The sequence below is a fragment of the Lentzea kentuckyensis genome, from assembly GCF_002150765.1.
Taxonomy (GTDB): domain Bacteria; phylum Actinomycetota; class Actinomycetes; order Mycobacteriales; family Pseudonocardiaceae; genus Lentzea; species Lentzea kentuckyensis.
Genome location: NZ_MUYM01000002.1, coordinates 154749 through 168205, shown reverse-complemented (window position 1 = coordinate 168205; position 13457 = coordinate 154749). Strand labels below are relative to the sequence as shown.

The window sequence follows — 13457 nt, the reverse complement described above, 5'->3', positions numbered from 1 at the left end:
CGAGATCAGCTCACGGGCTCGGTCAATTGGGGACGCGCTTCCGGTGCGGCGGCACGAACCGCGTCCGCCGCCTGATCGTCCGGTTGGGTCTGGGACGTGCGCTCGGCATCGACGCGCGCGGTGTAGATCTCGATCTCGCGCTTGATCGCGTCCTCGTCCCACCCGAGCACCGGTGCGACCAGCCGTGCGACCGCTTCCGCCGAGTCGATGCCGCGGTGGGCGTACTCGATGGAGATGCGGGTGCGCCGGGTCAGCACGTCCTCCAGGTGCATCGCGCCCTCGTGCGACGCCGCGTAGACCGCCTCGACCTGCAGGTAGTCGGGGGAGGCGGGAATCGGCTTCAACAGCTCCGGGTTGTCCACGGCCAGCGACAGCACCTCGTGCACCAACGAGCCGTAGCGGTCGAGCAGGTGCCGGACGCGGTACGGGTGCAGGCCGTGCTTGGCGGCCAGGTGGTCGGCCTGGTTGATCAACGCGTGGTAGCCGTCCGCACCGACCAGCGGCACCTTGTCCGTGATGGACGGCTGGATCCGGCCGGGCATGTCCACCTGCGCCGCGTCGACGGCGTCCGCGCCCATCACCCGGTACGTCGTGTACTTGCCGCCGGCGATCGCCACCAGTCCGGGAGCGACCCGCGCCACCGCGTGCTCGCGCGAAAGCTTTGACGTCGAATCGGATTCGCCCGCCAGCAACGGCCGCAGGCCCGCGTAGACGCCCTCGATGTCGTCGTGCGTCAACGGCGTCGCGAGCACCGAGTTCACGTGTTCGAGGATGTAGTCGATGTCGTGCTTGGTCGCCGCCGGGTGCGCCAGGTCGAGGTTCCAGTCGGTGTCCGTGGTGCCGACGATCCAGTGGTTGCGCCACGGGATGACGAACAGCACGGACTTCTCGGTGCGCAGGATCATGCCCGCCTCGGCCACGATCCGGTCGCGCGGCACCACGATGTGGACGCCCTTCGACGCCCGCACCCGGAACCGTCCGCGCGAGCCGGACAACCGCTGCAGCTCGTCCGTCCACACGCCCGTCGCGTTGATCACCGCGTGCGCCCGCACGTCGACCTCACGCCCGTCCTCGACGTCGCGCACGCGCACACCGGACACGCGGTCGGCCTCGCGCAGGAACCCGACCACCTGGGTCGACGTGCGCACGACGGCGCCGTAGTGCGCGGCGGTGCGACCGACCATCATCGTGTGCCGCGCGTCGTCGGCTTGGGCGTCGTAGTAACGGATGCCGCCGATCAACGCGTCGCGCTTCAACGCCGGAACCAGCCGGAGTGCACCCGCTCGGGTGAGATGTTTCTGCCCCGGCACGGACCGGGCGCCGCCCATCGTGTCGTAGAGGAACAGCCCGGCCGCCGTGTACGGGCGCTCCCACACACGGTTGCTCAACGGGTAGAGGAACGCGACCGGCTTCACGAGGTGAGGAGCGATCCGCGTGAGCATCAGCTCGCGCTCGCGCAGTGCCTCGCGGACCAGACCGAACTCCAGCTGTTCGAGGTAGCGCAGACCGCCGTGGAAGAGTTTGGAGGACCGGCTCGACGTGCCGGACGCCAGGTCACGGGCCTCGACGAGGGCCACCCGCAGGCCGCGGGTCGCCGCGTCCAACGCCGCTCCGACGCCGACGACGCCACCGCCGATCACGACGAGGTCGAACGTCTCCGTCCCCAGCCGCTGCCACGACTCCTCGCGCTCGGCGGGGCCCAGCCTGCCGGTGATCGGGGGTTCGGCATGCGTTTTCGGTGCTGGAGCTGCGTTCTTGCGCGTGGCCACGACAGCGCCTCCCTGTGACGACTCGCGGATCACGTTACCTGCAGCAACGGCCGTTCGCCCACGGGCAGGAACACCAGAATCGAACGGCCTGAAAATGGCCTGACCACAGGTAGTTGGCGTAGACAACTGATCAGCGCGGTAATAGCGTCCGAGCTCGTTGTAGGCGGGCGGCGCGGCCCTGACCTCGGGTTTGCGCTCCCTCCTTGCCGCGAACGAGTGGGAGGTCGGCGAATGAGCGCAGGCTCGATCTTCGTTTGGGAGCTGCTGGGGACCGCGGTCCTCATCCTCCTGGGCACCGGTGTCGTCGCGAACCAGGTGCTCAAGAACACGCTCGGCAACAGCACCGGGTTCCTGTTCGTCAACGTGGGCTGGGCCTTCGCCGTCTTCACCGGCGCGAGCATCGCCAATCCGAGCGGGGCGCACCTGAATCCCGCCGTGACCTTGGGGCTCGCGATCGCGGACAAGACGCCGTGGGGTGACGTGCCCTTCTACATCCTCGGCCAGATGATCGGCGCCATCCTCGGTGCGATGCTCTGCTGGGCGACGTACAAGCTGCAGTTCGACACGCACGACGAGCCGCAGAACACGCTGGGCATCTTCTCCACCGGACCGACCGTGCCGAACGTGGCGTGGAACCTCGTGTCCGAGATCATCGGCACGTTCGTCCTCGTCGTGTGGATCCTGCTGTCGCCCGGCGCGAAGGAGTCGGTCGACGGGGTTCCGCAGTTCGGCAACTCGGCGCTCGGGTACGCGGGCGTCGCGTTCGTCGTGCTGGTCATCGGTACGTCGCTCGGTGGCCCGACCGGCTATGCCATCAACCCGGCGCGTGACCTCGGTCCGCGCATCGCGTACGCGTTCCTGATGCCAATCCACAACAAGGGCAACGCCAACTGGGCCTACTCGTGGGTCCCCGTCGCCGGACCGCTCGTCGGCGGTGCGCTCGCGGCGTTGCTCTACCTGGTTCTCCCGGTCTGAAAGGACTTTCCGCAATGACCCAGTACGTGGCCGCGATCGACCAGGGCACGACGTCGACCCGTTGCATGATCTTCGACCACTCGGGCCGGGTGGTGTCGGTCGACCAGAAGGAGCACGAACAGATCTTCCCCAGGGCCGGTTGGGTCGAGCACGACCCGATGGAGGTCTGGCAGAACACCCGCCAGGTCGCCGCCGGCGCGCTCGCGAAGGCCGATCTGTCCACTTCGGACATCGCCGCCGTCGGCATCACCAACCAGCGTGAGACCGCGGTGGTGTGGGACAGGAACACCGGCGAGCCCGTCTACAACGCCATCGTGTGGCAGGACACCCGCACCGACAAGATCGTGCAGGAGCTGGGCGCGCTCGGCGGCGGGCAGGAGCGCTACCGGGCCAAGGTCGGACTGCCGTTGGCCACCTACTTCTCCGGGCCCAAGGTCCGCTGGATCCTCGACAACGTCGAGGGCGCGCGGGCGAAGGCGGAGGCCGGCGACCTGCTGTTCGGCAACATGGACACGTGGGTGCTGTGGAACATGACCGGCGGCACCGACGGCGGTGTGCACGTCACCGACCCGACGAACGCGTCGCGCACCATGCTGATGGACCTCGACACGCTGCAGTGGGACTCCTCGATCGCCGCCGACATGGGCATCCCGATGTCGATGCTGCCGGAGATCAGGTCGTCGTCCGAGGTCTACGGCCAGGTCCGCGAACGCGGCGCGCTGGCCGGGGTGGCGATCGCCGGCATCCTCGGCGACCAGCAGGCGGCGACGTTCGGCCAGGCCTGCCTGTCGCCAGGGGAGGCCAAGAACACCTACGGCACCGGCAACTTCATGCTCCTCAACACCGGCACCGAGAAGGTGATGAGCGAGAACGGGCTGCTCACCACCGTCTGCTACAAGATCGGCGAGGCGGCGCCGGTCTACGCGCTGGAGGGCTCGATCGCGGTCACCGGTTCGCTGGTGCAGTGGCTGCGCGACAACCTCGGCATGATCGGCAGTGCCGCGGAGATCGAGGAGCACGCGCGGTCCGTGGAGGACAACGGTGGCGCGTACTTCGTGCCCGCGTTCTCCGGCCTGTTCGCGCCGTACTGGCGTTCCGACGCCCGCGGCGCGATCGTCGGCCTGACCCGGTTCGTCAACAAGGGCCACCTCGCGCGGGCCGTGCTGGAGGCGACCGCGTTCCAGACCCGTGAGGTGCTCGACGCGATGAACGCGGACTCGGGCGTGGACCTGACGGCGTTGAAGGTCGACGGCGGCATGGTCGTGAACGAGCTGCTGATGCAGTTCCAGGCGGACATCCTCGGCGTCCCGGTGATCAGGCCGGTCGTCGCCGAGACCACCGCACTGGGCGCCGCCTACGCGGCCGGTCTCGCGGTCGGGTTCTGGAAGACCGAGGACGACATCCGCGAGAACTGGGCCCAGGACAAGAAGTGGGAGCCGGCGATGGACCCCGCGCGTCGTGACTCGGAGTACGCGAACTGGAAGAAGGCCGTGTCTAAGACGTTCGACTGGGTCGAGGACTGAGTCGAGGACTAGGGGTTACTGAGCAGGGGTTGCATGCACGATCACGTTGTCGCGGGTGCCGCACGTGATCAGCCGCAGCCCCTGCTCGTCCGCGTCCCTGGCGACGGCCTCCGCGAAGAAGTCGTCGCGGATGATCCTCTCGGTGCGCGCCACCGTGAAGCGAGCGACCGAACCGTCCTTCTTGGACACTTCGAGCAGGTCGCCCTGCTGCAGATCGTTCAGCCGGTAGAAGACGCCTCTGGCCTTGTTGCTCTCGATCCGCCCGACGATGATCCACTGCTGGGGATGCGTCTGGTGCCAACCGGCCTGCATGCCCTCGCTGACGGGCGGCAGCTGGACGAGGCCCTGCGGGTCGAGGCCGAGCTGGACCAGCGACGACCGCACGCCGATGCGTTCGATCCGCAGTTCCATCGGATCGGACTTGCCGAGCGGCGACACCACCGGCGGCGGAGCGCTGTCGCTCGTCGCCGCCGATGGCTTCGGCGCCGGCCCCTGCGAACAGGCGGTGGCCAGCGCCGCGCACAGCACCGCAATCAAGACACGAGTCCCCACGAACCCATTGACGCACATCCGGTGGGTTGGTTGCTCGTCGAGACAGGACGGCACCGAAATGTGATCATCGCGATCACGCGGTGCCGCCACCACCGGTCTGCGGAGCACCCTTCGGCTTCACGATCGGGGCCTTGGCCTTGGGCTTCTCCGGGGCGCCGGCGGGCGGCTGCGGCCGCGTCGTCGTCTTCGGAATGATCATGAGGTCCCTGAACGTGTGGTTGCCGTGGTTGCAGAGCATCGCCACCTGGTACGTGCCCGGCGTGTCGATGGCCCTGGCCTTGCCCCGCCACACGCCGTCCGGCTCCTGCTTCAGCTCGACGCGCTCGACGAAGCCGGGAGAGTTCGCGGCGTCACCGCAGGTCGAGTTCGGGCCCTTCATGACGGTGACGTCCCCACCCGCCTCGACGATCTCCTTGTCGAGGAAGAAGGTGAGCTCGTCCGTCTGCACGACTCTGAACGGCCGGCTGACCTTCTCCCCGTCGCAGGTCATCTCGATGGTGTAGTAGCCGGGTGCCCAGGTGGCCTGGGCGGTGGCGCGCATGGTGGTCGGCGGGTCGAGCTTGAACTCGGACGAGACGCCGTTGAGGATGGCGTTCGAGGTCGCCTTGCCATCGCACTTCTCGGCCACGTCGTACGAGAGATTGATCGTCTCCTGCGCCCCGTACGCGAACTTGTCGAGTTTGAAGCCCTCCTTCACCTCGGCACTCGCGAACGGCGAGAACGCGAGGGTCGCGGCGACCGCCGCCAGGCCACCGATGATCTTGGTGCTCTTCATTTCTTTCTCCCCCGGGAATGTTTGCCGTGGTGTGTCAGATGAGAGTCGCGTAAACGATGACGTTGTCCCGGTAGTTGCGTGCCGCCTGATCGAAGCTGCCCCCGCAGGTGATCAGCCGCAGCTCGGGTACGTCGGTGTCGCCGTAGACGGCTTCCGTGGGGAAGCTGTCCTTGGCGATCTGTTCCTTTTTGTGCACTCGGAACTTCGCCGTGGTGCCGTCCTTTCTGGACACCACGATCTCGTCGCCTTCGACGAGTTCCTTCAGCCGGAAGAAGATTCCCGGCAGCTTGTTGCCGTCGACGTGGCCGAGAATGACGGCCGGTCCCGCTTCGCCCGGCGTGCGGGCGTTGCGGTACCAGCCCGCCTGCATGGGCTGTTCGACCGGTGGCACCTCGACCGTTTCGTCGGGGTTGAGTCCCAGCGGCACCAACGACGACACCGCGCCGATCTTCGGGATGCGGATCTCGGTCGGTTCCGACGGCGGCAGTCCGCGAGCGTTCGCGGTGGACGTGGTCGGTGTTGTTGCCGCTGGTGTCGTCGTTGTTGTTGTCGCTGGTAGTTCGGCTGCTTGAGGCGAAGCGCAACCCGTCAGCGCCAGGGCTGACAGCAGCACCCCGGCGAGGAGGTGCTTCATCGCGCGGCGTCGGCGGTGAAGGTGCGATCGACGAGCCGGCCCCCGCACGTCGCGCCGGCCGCGTAGGAGCCGGGCGTGTCGACCACCTCGCCGAAGCCGATCCACGAGCCGTCGGCGTTCTGGTGGGTGAACTCGATCGGTGCGACGAAGCCCGCCGAGGTCACGGGGCCGGTGCACGTCGACGCGCTCGACCGGAGCACCACGACCATGCCGCCGGCCGTGGTGCTCCGCTGTGGAATGACGAACAGGTCGGGGTTCGCGGTCTCGGTCTGCGCGCTCGATGACTGTGCAAAAGCAAACGCGATCCCCAGTGCGACCACGGCCGCGATAAAGCGCTTCATTTTGTTTCTCCCCCAACTCGTACTTGCACACCGAAGACGCCCTTGCGGGCGCCTCGGTTGCCGGGGGAGTGCGGAGTTACCTAGTCGAGATCGTCGTGCCGCATGAGCTGGCGGCCAGACTCGGTGATGGAGCCCGAGAGTGACGGGTACACCGAGAACGTCGTGGCCAGGTGCTCGACGGTGAGCTGGTTCTGCACGGCCAGGGCGATCGGCAGGATGAGCTCGCTCGCGTTCGGCGCGACCACCACACCACCGATGACCACGCCGGTGGCCGGGCGGCAGAACAGCTTCACGAAGCCGCGGCGCAGACCCTCCATCTTGGCGCGGGGGTTCGTGGCGAGCGGCAGCATGATCGTGCGCGCGGGCACCTCGCCCGAGTCGATGGCCTGCTGGCTGATGCCGACGCTGGCGATCTCGGGGTTGGTGAAGACGTTCGCGGCGACGGTCTTGAGCTTGATCGGGCTGACGCCCTCGCCCAGCGCGTGCCACATCGCGATGCGGCCCTGCATGGCGGCGACGGACGCGAGCAGCAGCACGCCGGTGCAGTCGCCGGCCGCGTAGACGCCGCTGACGTTGGTCCGGCTGACCCGGTCGACCGGGATGTACCCGCCGCGGCCGAGTTCGATGCCGATCTTCTCCAGACCGATGTCGGTCGTGTTCGGCACGGAACCGACGGTCATCAGGGCGTGTGATGCCTCGATCGTGCGACCGTCTTCCAGGTGGATCAGGACACCGTCGCCGGTGTTCTCGACCTTGTCCGCGCGGGCGTGCTTGACGACGGCCGTGCCGCGCTCGGCGAACACGTCCTCCAGCACCGCGGCCGCGTCGGCGTCCTCGTGGGGGAGCACCCGGTCCCGGCTGGAGACCATCGTCACCTTCACGCCCATCTCGGTGTAGGCGCTGGCGAACTCGACACCGGTCACACCGGAGCCGATGACGGCGAGGTGTTCGGGCAGTTCGGGCAGGTCGTAGATCTGCCGCCAGGTGAGGACGCGCTTGCCGTCCGGCTCGGCGCCCGTCAGCACGCGCGGCGTGGCGCCCGTTGCGATGAGCACCACATCGGCGCTGAGGATCTCTTCGTCACCGTTCGCGCTGATGGCGACGACCTGGTGCTGGGCGAGGCCCCGCGTGTCGTCGACGAACTTCGCGCGCCCGTTGATCAGCCGCACGCCCTCGCGCTGCAACCGCGCCCGGACGTCCGCGGACTGCGCCAGGGCGAGGCCCTTGACCCGGCCGTGGACCACCGGAAGGTCGACCGCCGCCTGGTCGTTGTTCGTCTGAATGCCCAGCTCACCGGCGTTGCGGAAGGCACTGCGCGCGCCCGCCGAGGCGATGAACGTCTTGGACGGCACGCAGTCGTACAACACGCACGCGCCACCGGCCCCGTCGTTCTCGACCACGGTCACGTCGGCGCCGTGCTGCGCCGCGACCAGGGCTGCCTCGTAACCTGCGGGTCCGCCGCCCATGATGACGATGCGGGTCACGATCAGTTCCCTTCTGCGCGCTTGCTGGCCGGCACAACCGTACGCGTTGGCCGAATCGCCCGTGTCGTCAGTACCGAAAGCTGATCGTTGGGTCGCTACGCTGTCGGACGTGCCGCTCTATGCCGCGTACGGGTCGAACATGGATCCGAACCAGATGATGGAGCGAGCCCCGTACTCCCCGCTCGCGGGGACCGGTTGGCTCGTCGGTTGGCGTCTGACGTTCGGTGGCGAGGACCTTGGCTGGGAAGGCGCCCTCGCGACGATCGTCGAGGAGCCTGACCAGCAGACGTTCTGCGTGCTTTACGACGTCTCGCCGCGCGACGAGTCGCGCCTGGACCGCTGGGAGGGCGCGCTCGGTCTCTACAAGAAGATCCGGTTGCGCGTGCAGACCCTCGAGGGGTCCGTGGTGGCGTGGCTCTACGTGCTGGACGCCTACGAGGGCGGGCTGCCGTCCGCCCGGTACATCGGGGTGGTCGCAGACGCGGCCGAGGCGGCCGGGGCGCCGGACGACTATGTGAACGACCTGCGGACGCGGCCCTGCCAGGGCATCGGGCCCTGACTCGGGCCCTGACGCCATCAGGCCGGCTGGGAGCCAGCCGCCTCCGCCAGCAGTTCCACCAGGTGGTGGTGCAGGCGCCGGTAGTCGACGGGCGTGATGGTCGACCAGGGCGCCTGCCCCTCGGTGGCTCGGCGCATCTGCAGGTAGCGGCCCTTCGGGGTGTCGTAGAACGCGACGACGCGGTCCGGGCGTACCCGCTTGCCCCACTTGTCGCGTGCGGCGGCGCCGAACTGGCCCCGGTTCGTGGCGTCGCGGACCATCTCGGCCAGCGTGTGGGCGTCGGCGGTGCGGACGCCTCGGCTCAGCAGGGAGGACTCGAGGTCCTCCGGCGAGGTCGCTGAGGCTGCTGCCGCGTCCAGGTCGGCGGACGGGAGGGTGATGGAGTGGCCCTCGCCCGCGCCTGCCGTGGGGAGGGCCGTCAGGGCCTCGCGGGGCAGGCCGTCGGCCTCGGCGGGGCGCAGGACCAGCTGGCCGCCGTCCAGCACGGCCAGGACGCCTGACTGGCCCTTGCCGGCGGCCAGGAGGCGGACGCTGCGGTCGGAGAGCCACAGGCGGGCGTCGATCTCCTGCTGCGGGCGGTTCAGCACGTGCAGCAGGTCTTCCAGGGTCGGGTCCAGGGAGCGGGGGCCGCCCAGGCCGCGTGCGCCCAGCTGGCGCCAGACCTGGTCCTCGATGCCCCGGCGCTCCTCGCGGGTCTTGCCGGGCGAGGGCACCTTCAGCACCAGGGGCATCGTTTCGAGGCCCAGGTGTTCCCAGAGGACGTCGAACTCCAGCGTGGAGATGATCACCGGGTCGCGCGTGTCGCTCGCCCCGACGTCCAAGCCGAACAGAGTCATCAGTCGGTCGTGCTCTCCCCGATTACCGGCAGCGAGTAGCTGCCGACGCCGTAGATGTCGTCTCGTTCCCGCAGGTAGTCGGCGGCCTTGTGCTCCAGGTCCTCCTCGTCCTCACCCTTGCGCGGGCCCATGCCGCCGAAGGGGTCGAACGACTGAGGCAGCGGCACGGCTCGTGCGCGCACCTGGTCGTTGTTGTTGGACGCACCGACCGTGCCCATCGCGCCCATGGCGGACCCGGAGGCGTTGGCCACACCGGCGGACTGGCCGTGGCCCATCATCGGGCCCATCGCCGCCCCGGACGCCGCGGTCGCGCCGTCCTCCATCTCCTTGGGCTGCGACGAGGAACCGGACGACTTGCCAGAGCGCTGGCCCGGCACGGCGACGCCCGCGGTCCCGGTGCTGCCGGGTCCGCCGGTGCCGGCCGAGGACAGCGAGGTCGTCGAGCCCTTCGCGGAGGACGTGGCACCGGTGGTCACGCCGGAGGTGCGCGTCGACGTACCCGGCGGCGTGGGGTTGCGCGGCGGCGGGGCCGTCGCGGTGCTGCGAGTGCCCGAACCGGTGCGGCCACGCGTGCCGCCGGAACCGGTCGAGCCCTGCGGGCCGACGACCCAGGCCCCGGCCGTGCCCACCTGCGTGCCACCGCCGTGCACCACGGAGGTGCCGCTGATCTGCAGCTGCGGCGGCTGGCTGAACTGGCCCAGGGTCGAGGTGTTCGCCGTCGTGGACGACGCGTAGGTGGACATGACCTCACGGGCGCGGCGCTCGGCGGCGTCCTGGGCCGCCTCCTGCTTCTCGTGGTCGGTCTGCCCGCCGAAGAGGTGCGTGAGACCCGTCACCAGGGCGCCCGGCTGCTCGGCGGACACGGTGACCGGGGACGGCATGTCCGCGCGGGCCTTCGAGATGTAACCGGCCTGCAGTTCGGCCGAGAGGCGCATCACGTCCGAGCCGCTGCGGGCGGTGTCCGCCCAGGCCGCGATCGGGTTCAGGCCGGACTGCGCGATCTCGGCGGCCTTGCCCGACCACTTCGCGCCGGACGCGGTGATGCCGGTGTGCAGGTCGTCGTTGATCTCGGTCAGCGCGGTCGACACGCCCTGCCAGCGCTCCATCGACGCGAACGACGCGGACGGGCCCGGACCTGCGTGGATGCGCTCGTACAGTTCCTTGTGGCTGTAACCCTGCCAGCGGTGGTCTGCCATCGTCAGCACCCGCTCTTGTTCATCATGCCCGTGTTGTCGCCCTCGACCGTCCGGTACTGGCGTTCGATCTGGTTGAGGTTGTCCATCGCGGTCTTGAGCTGCCGCTGGTAGTTCAGCAGTGCCTGCAGCGCCGAGTCGCCGTCGGAGATCGACCGGTCGTTGAACCTCTCGGCGGCTTCGTGGCTGACCGGGTCGCCGGCCCACGGACGCACGCGGAACTCCGTGACCGCCATCTCGATCTGCTTGTCGAGCTTGGTCAACGCGGCGGAGAACGTGTTGCGCAGCGCGGGGATCGCGTCTGGTTCGACGTTCAGCTCATGGCTCGCGGGTGGCGAGGAGTCTGCCCCGCTGCGTCCCCCTGGCGGCATGGTCCGACCTCCGGCGGTTGTGCGTACAAGCGCTTCGTCACTCTAACCACCGAAGGTAACGCTGGGGAGTGCGATCAGTGACATCCGCCCGTGTGGGTCAGCGCTTCTGGAGCAAACTGGCCATCGCCGCCTCGGCCACCCGCTGTGCACCGAGACAAAGATGATCTTGTTGCACCGCAGTGGAATTCCCGCCGTCGCGGAACATGACATCGAGGAACTGACCGTCCGCCACGTCGATCTCCACGTTGCAGACGTCGTGCAGGTCGGGTGTGCGGACAGTAATCGCCGGAAAACCCTCGATCGAGCCAACCGTGTACTCCACCTGGGCGTTCTCCGAGAGCCACACGTCGGCGCCAGAGACCAGCACCAGCGCGAGCCGGGCGACGTTGCCGCTGGTCGTGCTGCGGATCGTGCACGCCTTGGCGTTGCCGAAGCTCGACTCCAGGTACGCGCTGGGCGGGTTGTCCAGGCTCAGCGAGGTCAGCTGGTCGGGGCTGAGGATCGCGCACGGTTCGACGGCGTCGAGCGGCACGTCCCGCGGGCGTTGCGGGAAGTCCATGCGCGAAGGCGAGGGCGTCGAGGACGGAGGTGGCGGTGGGGTGGTCAGCGAGCTCTGCTCAGGTGCGGCCGTGCATCCGGCCAGCGCTGCCACGACGACGAGGAGCGCGGTGATCCGCATGGCCGGTCACCGTAGCTGCTCTGGCCGCGGGTCTGTAGCCAGCCGCGACCACAGCAACATGTCTTCGCGCTGATCATCGGTGATCGCCTCGTCGCGAAGACGACCCTCCAGGGTGAAGCCGCACTTCTCCGCGACGCGCTGCGACGCTTTGTTCGACACCGCGTGCCGGTAGGTGATCCGGTGCAGTTCCATCGCGCCGTACAACCAGCTCAGCACGGAATCCAGCGCGGTGGGCAGCACGCCCTTGCCGCGGTGCTTCGGCTGGGTCCAGCACATGACCTCGCCCAGCCCGCCCTTGACGTCGATGTCGCGGATGATGATGCCGGCCAGCACCTCCGCCGTGGTGGCGTCGCACACCGCCCACGACCAGCGGAAGTCGTACTTCCAGCCGTTGGCCAGGAACTGCAGGAAGCTCTCCGCGGCCGGAGCGCCGTCGATGGCCATCCGCGGCAGGTAGCGAGCGGTGTCCTCGTCCGCGAACGCGTCCACGATCGCCTGGACGTCGCTGATGCGGTCGTCGTGGCGGAAGGCGCGGAGGTAGTACTCGCCCGCGTTGATCTCGACTGGGTCCACAGGCCAGAGGCTAACCGTCTCCAGTGAACCCGTCGTGCCGTTCGGCCAGTTCGTCGAGCTCGTCGCGATGTGCGGACGCCGGGGTGCCGTCCGGGGCCGTGGTGAGCTCGATCACCCAGTCCACGTCCTCGGCGTCGTCCTCGCCCGCCAGCATGTCGCGGTGCACCGCGCACGGTCCCCAGCCGTCCGCCAGCAGTTCGTCCGCCAGCTCCTGGGCCTCGTCGCGGTCCGGCAGGATCAGCAGCACGGTCGGCGGGATCAGTTCGCGCACGGCCAACGCCCTGCGCAACGCCGCCGTGTCCGGCACGTGCACGCCGTCGAGCCCCGCTTCGAGCGCGGCCGCCGCGTTCTCCGCGGTGTCGTCGCAGAACACGCCGGTCGTGTACCCGAGCTCGGCCAGGACCCGCCGGTAGATCGCGGGGTCCGGCTTCGCGAGACCGAGCCGCGACGAGTTGAAGATCGCGTCGAACTCCACGTCCAGGCCGAGCAGCGCCAGGTCGGCTTCGAGCCGCGTGGTCGCGTTCGTCAGCAACGCCACGAAGCACTGTCGCCGGGCGACCCGCACCAACGCCAGCGCCTCGGTGATCACCTCACCGGGCGAGGCGGCGAAATCCGGGCCGACCTCCTGCCGCCACTGCTCGTCGGAGATCTCACCGGTGACGGCACGGCGCAGCAGGTTCGGTTCGAACGCGACCCTGGCGACCTCGGCCGGCATCGGCGGGAACGACCGCAGCACACCGTCGAGATCCAGCAGCAGCAACGGTTTCAGCGTCGGCGTCCGTTCCACTGGCCCCACACGATCGCCACCGCGGGGATGAGCAGGAAGATCAGCGGGTTCTTGATCACCGCGAAGAACAGGATCACCACGGCGACCCCGACCACGGGCACGACCATGCCCTCCCACGTGCGCGCGGGTGCCTTGGCCTGCTGCGGGAACATCGCCATCGGCGCGGCGAACTGCGGCCGCGGGTCCGGCAGGTCGTGGAACAACGCCATCAGCTCGCCGCGGGTCTTCGCGGTGGTGATCTTCGCGGACCGCTCGCCGTACTCCTCGACGTCGATCCGGCCGGCGCTCATGTGCTCGCCGAGCACCTGCAACGCCTGCTCCCGCTCGGTGTCGCCGATGCGGATGTCCCTGGACGGGTCGCTCACGAACTCAATCGTAGGTGAGCGACCCGGCTCGAGGATCAGGC

At 69.0% G+C, this 13457-nt stretch carries 16 protein-coding genes; 3 read left to right on the top strand and 13 right to left on the bottom strand.

Features of this window, described 5'->3' with window-relative positions; all coding sequences use genetic code 11:
• Nucleotides 1-5 precede the first annotated feature (5 nt).
• Complete coding sequence (locus tag B0F77_RS01635; RefSeq protein ID WP_086661001.1) at nucleotides 6-1715, bottom strand: glycerol-3-phosphate dehydrogenase/oxidase; 1710 nt, start codon at nucleotides 1713-1715, stop codon at nucleotides 6-8.
• A 285-nt stretch (nucleotides 1716-2000) separates the two neighbouring features.
• On the opposite strand from B0F77_RS01635, the gene B0F77_RS01630 reads away from it, so the two are divergent.
• A complete protein-coding gene (locus B0F77_RS01630; RefSeq protein ID WP_086660921.1) occupies nucleotides 2001-2744 on the top strand; it encodes an MIP/aquaporin family protein in 744 nt (247 codons plus the stop codon).
• 14 nt (nucleotides 2745-2758) lie between these two features.
• Nucleotides 2759-4267 (top strand): glycerol kinase GlpK, encoded by a 1509-nt coding sequence (gene glpK, locus B0F77_RS01625; RefSeq protein ID WP_086660920.1) that lies wholly within the window; start codon nucleotides 2759-2761, stop codon nucleotides 4265-4267.
• 15 nt (nucleotides 4268-4282) lie between these two features.
• Here glpK and B0F77_RS01620 read toward each other — a convergent pair whose 3' ends face one another.
• The 5 genes from B0F77_RS01620 to B0F77_RS01600 all read right to left on the bottom strand — a co-directional run bounded on the left by B0F77_RS01620 (nucleotide 4283) and on the right by B0F77_RS01600 (nucleotide 8053).
• The gene (locus tag B0F77_RS01620; RefSeq protein ID WP_245847770.1) at nucleotides 4283-4795 is read right to left on the bottom strand and encodes a sortase domain-containing protein; all 513 of its coding nucleotides are present in this window, start codon (nucleotides 4793-4795) and stop codon (nucleotides 4283-4285) included.
• 97 nt (nucleotides 4796-4892) lie between these two features.
• The gene (locus B0F77_RS01615; protein ID WP_086660918.1) at nucleotides 4893-5594 is read right to left on the bottom strand and encodes a hypothetical protein; all 702 of its coding nucleotides are present in this window, start codon (nucleotides 5592-5594) and stop codon (nucleotides 4893-4895) included.
• Nucleotides 5595-5628: 34 nt separating this feature from the next.
• Nucleotides 5629-6228 carry a class F sortase gene (locus tag B0F77_RS01610; protein WP_086660917.1) on the bottom strand — a complete coding sequence of 200 codons (600 nt, stop codon included), beginning with the start codon at nucleotides 6226-6228 and terminating at the stop codon, nucleotides 5629-5631.
• Nucleotides 6225-6569 carry a hypothetical protein gene (locus tag B0F77_RS01605; RefSeq protein ID WP_143466520.1) on the bottom strand — a complete coding sequence of 115 codons (345 nt, stop codon included), beginning with the start codon at nucleotides 6567-6569 and terminating at the stop codon, nucleotides 6225-6227. Before B0F77_RS01605 ends, B0F77_RS01610 begins: the two co-directional genes overlap by 4 nt.
• Nucleotides 6570-6649: 80 nt before the next feature.
• Nucleotides 6650-8053, bottom strand: coding sequence for an NAD(P)H-quinone dehydrogenase (locus B0F77_RS01600; protein ID WP_086660915.1), 1404 nt, complete (start codon nucleotides 8051-8053; stop codon nucleotides 6650-6652).
• 109 nt (nucleotides 8054-8162) lie between these two features.
• On the opposite strand from B0F77_RS01600, the gene B0F77_RS01595 reads away from it, so the two are divergent.
• Nucleotides 8163-8612, top strand: a complete 450-nt coding sequence (locus tag B0F77_RS01595; RefSeq protein ID WP_045317832.1) for a gamma-glutamylcyclotransferase family protein — start codon at nucleotides 8163-8165, stop codon at nucleotides 8610-8612.
• A 17-nt stretch (nucleotides 8613-8629) separates the two neighbouring features.
• Here the strand turns inward: B0F77_RS01595 and B0F77_RS01590 are convergent, their stop codons facing one another.
• The 7 genes from B0F77_RS01590 to B0F77_RS01555 form a co-directional block, all read right to left on the bottom strand.
• Nucleotides 8630-9448, bottom strand: coding sequence for an ESX secretion-associated protein EspG (locus B0F77_RS01590; protein WP_086660914.1), 819 nt, complete (start codon nucleotides 9446-9448; stop codon nucleotides 8630-8632).
• The gene (locus tag B0F77_RS01585) at nucleotides 9448-10644 is read right to left on the bottom strand and encodes a PPE domain-containing protein (protein ID WP_086661000.1); all 1197 of its coding nucleotides are present in this window, start codon (nucleotides 10642-10644) and stop codon (nucleotides 9448-9450) included. Before B0F77_RS01585 ends, B0F77_RS01590 begins: the two co-directional genes overlap by 1 nt.
• A 2-nt stretch (nucleotides 10645-10646) precedes the next feature.
• Nucleotides 10647-11012 carry a transcriptional regulator gene (locus tag B0F77_RS01580; RefSeq protein WP_086660913.1) on the bottom strand — a complete coding sequence of 122 codons (366 nt, stop codon included), beginning with the start codon at nucleotides 11010-11012 and terminating at the stop codon, nucleotides 10647-10649.
• Between the two features lie 97 nt (nucleotides 11013-11109).
• A complete protein-coding gene (locus tag B0F77_RS01575; protein ID WP_086660912.1) occupies nucleotides 11110-11691 on the bottom strand; it encodes a DUF3558 domain-containing protein in 582 nt (193 codons plus the stop codon).
• Nucleotides 11692-11697: 6 nt separating this feature from the next.
• Nucleotides 11698-12264 carry a GNAT family N-acetyltransferase gene (locus tag B0F77_RS01570; protein ID WP_158102556.1) on the bottom strand — a complete coding sequence of 189 codons (567 nt, stop codon included), beginning with the start codon at nucleotides 12262-12264 and terminating at the stop codon, nucleotides 11698-11700.
• Nucleotides 12265-12274: 10 nt separating this feature from the next.
• Nucleotides 12275-13051 (bottom strand): HAD-IA family hydrolase, encoded by a 777-nt coding sequence (locus B0F77_RS48880; protein WP_211293622.1) that lies wholly within the window; start codon nucleotides 13049-13051, stop codon nucleotides 12275-12277.
• Nucleotides 13030-13416 (bottom strand): DUF1707 SHOCT-like domain-containing protein, encoded by a 387-nt coding sequence (locus tag B0F77_RS01555; protein ID WP_086660910.1) that lies wholly within the window; start codon nucleotides 13414-13416, stop codon nucleotides 13030-13032. The genes B0F77_RS48880 and B0F77_RS01555 overlap by 22 nt, the downstream gene beginning before the upstream one ends.
• Between the last annotated feature and the right edge of the window lie 41 nt (nucleotides 13417-13457).

What these genes read in the sequence shown, in the direction of transcription:
- B0F77_RS01630 (WP_086660921.1), top strand. Translation starts at nt 2,001, where the DNA reads ATGAGCGCAGGCTCGATCTTCGTTTGGGAGCTGCTGGGGACCGCGGTC.
- glpK (WP_086660920.1), top strand. Translation starts at nt 2,759, where the DNA reads ATGACCCAGTACGTGGCCGCGATCGACCAGGGCACGACGTCGACCCGT.
- B0F77_RS01615 (WP_086660918.1), bottom strand. Translation starts at nt 5,594, where the DNA reads ATGAAGAGCACCAAGATCATCGGTGGCCTGGCGGCGGTCGCCGCGACC.
- B0F77_RS01610 (WP_086660917.1), bottom strand. Translation starts at nt 6,228, where the DNA reads ATGAAGCACCTCCTCGCCGGGGTGCTGCTGTCAGCCCTGGCGCTGACG.
- B0F77_RS01605 (WP_143466520.1), bottom strand. Translation starts at nt 6,569, where the DNA reads ATGAAGCGCTTTATCGCGGCCGTGGTCGCACTGGGGATCGCGTTTGCT.
- B0F77_RS01590 (WP_086660914.1), bottom strand. Translation starts at nt 9,448, where the DNA reads ATGACTCTGTTCGGCTTGGACGTCGGGGCGAGCGACACGCGCGACCCG.
- B0F77_RS01585 (WP_086661000.1), bottom strand. Translation starts at nt 10,644, where the DNA reads ATGGCAGACCACCGCTGGCAGGGTTACAGCCACAAGGAACTGTACGAG.
- B0F77_RS01580 (WP_086660913.1), bottom strand. Translation starts at nt 11,012, where the DNA reads ATGCCGCCAGGGGGACGCAGCGGGGCAGACTCCTCGCCACCCGCGAGC.
- B0F77_RS01575 (WP_086660912.1), bottom strand. Translation starts at nt 11,691, where the DNA reads ATGCGGATCACCGCGCTCCTCGTCGTCGTGGCAGCGCTGGCCGGATGC.